Annotated in this window: 2 protein-coding genes and 1 pseudogene; all 3 read left to right on the top strand. The window is 41.4% G+C overall.

Annotated elements, in window-relative coordinates; translation table 11 throughout:
* Positions 1-13: 13 nt before the first annotated feature.
* A complete protein-coding gene (locus AB3347_RS25800) occupies positions 14-658 on the top strand; it encodes a quinolone resistance pentapeptide repeat protein QnrD1 (protein WP_012634451.1) in 645 nt (214 codons plus the stop codon).
* Positions 659-1,295: 637 nt separating this feature from the next.
* Complete coding sequence (locus AB3347_RS25805; RefSeq protein ID WP_015063446.1) at positions 1,296-1,736, top strand: hypothetical protein; 441 nt, start codon at positions 1,296-1,298, stop codon at positions 1,734-1,736.
* A gap of 960 nt (positions 1,737-2,696) precedes the next feature.
* Positions 2,697-2,810 (top strand): annotated as a pseudogene (locus AB3347_RS25810) (QnrD family quinolone resistance pentapeptide repeat protein); the annotation flags it as partial.

Raw genomic sequence — 2,810 nt, forward strand, 5'->3', positions numbered from 1 at the left:
AGGTGTAGCATGTATGGAAAAGCACTTTATCAATGAAAAGTTTTCACGAGATCAATTTACGGGGAATAGAGTTAAAAATATTGCCTTTTCAAATTGTGATTTTTCAGGGGTTGATTTAACTGATACTGAATTTGTTGATTGTAGTTTTTACGACAGGAATAGCTTGGAAGGGTGTGATTTTAATAGAGCCAAACTAAAAAACGCTAGCTTTAAAAGCTGCGATTTATCAATGAGTAATTTTAAAAACATTAGCGCCTTAGGTCTTGAAATTAGTGAGTGTTTAGCTCAAGGAGCTGATTTTCGAGGGGCTAATTTTATGAATATGATAACTACAAGGTCATGGTTTTGTAGTGCTTATATAACCAAGACAAATCTTAGTTACGCTAATTTTTCTAGAGTCATATTAGAAAAGTGCGAACTGTGGGAAAATCGCTGGAATGGCACTGTGATAACTGGCGCCGTGTTTCGTGGCTCCGATCTTTCTTGTGGGGAGTTTTCATCGTTTGATTGGTCTTTGGCTGATTTTACTGGTTGTGATTTAACGGGTGGGGCGCTTGGCGAGCTTGATGCAAGGCGAATTAATTTAGATGGAGTGAAGTTGGATGGAGAGCAGGCGCTTCAGCTTGTTGAGAGTTTAGGTGTTATTGTTCACCGATAAAATCTAGGTAAAAAACGCCTAATGCCCCAATGTGGTACTAATCAAAACGGAGCGAAGCGACATCTTCATCTTGTCTTTGCTTTTCTCCATGATCAGTTATTGGGTCATGGTCTCTTAGCTCGTTAATCTGGCTAAGTTTGGTTAGGTTGGGCTTCTTTCGACACTTCGCAATCCAAGAAATCCCTAGTCCGTTGATTGGTGCTCTTATCAGGTACGCACTGTAATCTTTCGATACCGCAGCGTGATTCGGAGGTAGAGCCGGAATTTCGTTTTCCGGTACGTTTTACTACCACAATTTGCCTGTTTATCCTTTCGGAGACCGGGCTAAGTCCGAGTCAATCAAGTGGTGCATTTGGGTTAATGTCGTTGGCTGGTATTTAATGAGAACGTGACAAGCGCCTCTCACGTTGCTAAGATTGGATTGCGACGTCTAATCTGAGCAACGAATGCACAAGATTTAGAGTACCAGAGCCCTGTGATGCTGTCACGGGGCTTTGTTACATCTGGAGCTTGGTAAACCTCATAAATTCAATTCGCAACGCTCGCCGCAAGGCGTGAACTTGTTTCACGTCGAGGAAGCGGAATTTCTCGAAAGCCTTATACTGTCTCCGTTCACACATGATCGGAGGGTGTCTCTATGTCTCAATTATTTCGTTTGGCATCGCCAGAAGATTACGAATACATCGAAGAATTAAATTTATGGGAATTGTCATTTGATAAGCGACCGGTTCAAGGGGTTCGTTGTGAAGATCCGGTGATCGGGGCAGAAAAATATAATCAAGGGCGTGAAAAATTTAAGGCGTTAGCGTCACGGCATAAAAAACACTGGAAACCGAACGGATTGACCTTTTCGGAGTTGATCCGCTGGGCAATAGAATGCGGAACTCCAGAACAATGTCAGCTTGTTTTAGCGTTATACCATTGCACAAACGATGATGATTATCAGGCGATGGGAATTCAGTTAAGCCGAAGTATTGATAATGCAAATGTCAGTCCGATCATCTTTTTCACAGGTAAAAATCAACGGTTATTAGGTGATATTTCGATGCTAAAACAGCTCGAAGAAAAGGTGCGCTGACGTTAGGTTTACCTATTATTTTATGTATTATCCTATCTATTATTCTATCTCTTATTTTATCTATTTCGTCTGTAATAGGTAGAATAATACATAGAATAAGATACAGAATAATAGATAGACACAAGATGACGTTGTGTTATTTCTTACCCATTAATCCACCTGTTATTCTACCTATTACTTTACCCGTTATTGCACCCAATTTAGGTATAACGGGCAGAATAACGGGTGAAATAATGGGTAGAATCATAGTTTTACTAACTTGCACCCCATGATACTTTCAGTATCAATGCCACTCATTTTCTGGACGAAAATGAATGACATAAGGCTCCGCCCTCTGGCTATTTTCTTCGGCTGGACGCCTGCGAAAAAAACCATTCACCCAAGCCCGTCAAACTCACTGCGTTCGTCTGACCACCCCCTTTTTTCGCCCCTGTATTTGGTCGCTCAAAAATGTGGTGGTCAGACGCTTCGCTTGACGGGGGGCTTTGCCCCCAAAACGAAACACGTTCACTGGGGTTCACTTGCCATCGCTGGGGCGTGTCATTTCGTTTCGGCTCCCCCTGTTTTTCCCTTTCTTCGCTGGACGCTCATCAGGATAAAAACAAAAAGCCTACCGCCCTCGTTTTACTCGGTTGGTCAAATCGCTTCTTGCCACAAAACAAGTTTGTGACTTTCAGCGATTTCGCATCGTTTTACTTGTCAGTTTGCACGATGTTAAAAACGCACTCAGAAGCCCGCAAAACCGTTCTAAACTTTCAGCGTAGATTTGGGTGTTTTATAGGGTGATCGTGTCTTAAAATCGTTTCGAGGGGCTTTAATGGGGATGAACGGGAGGTTTTTGCTAACTAACTCGCCCGTTTAACATAAAAGGGATTGTATGAATCAATTTTAGCTAGAGTTTAAGGTTGTTCAAATTAATGTACAATGATTGCACTGTATAAATAACCAGGTGTAGCATGTATGGAAAAGCACTTTATCAATGAAAAGTTTTCACGAGATCAATTTACGGGGAATAGAGTTAAAAATATTGCCTTTTCAAATTGTGATTTTTCAGGGGTTGATTTAACTGATACT

The organism is Massilia sp. X63 (genome assembly GCF_041023745.1).
Classification (GTDB): Bacteria; Pseudomonadota; Gammaproteobacteria; order Burkholderiales; family Burkholderiaceae_D; genus Telluria.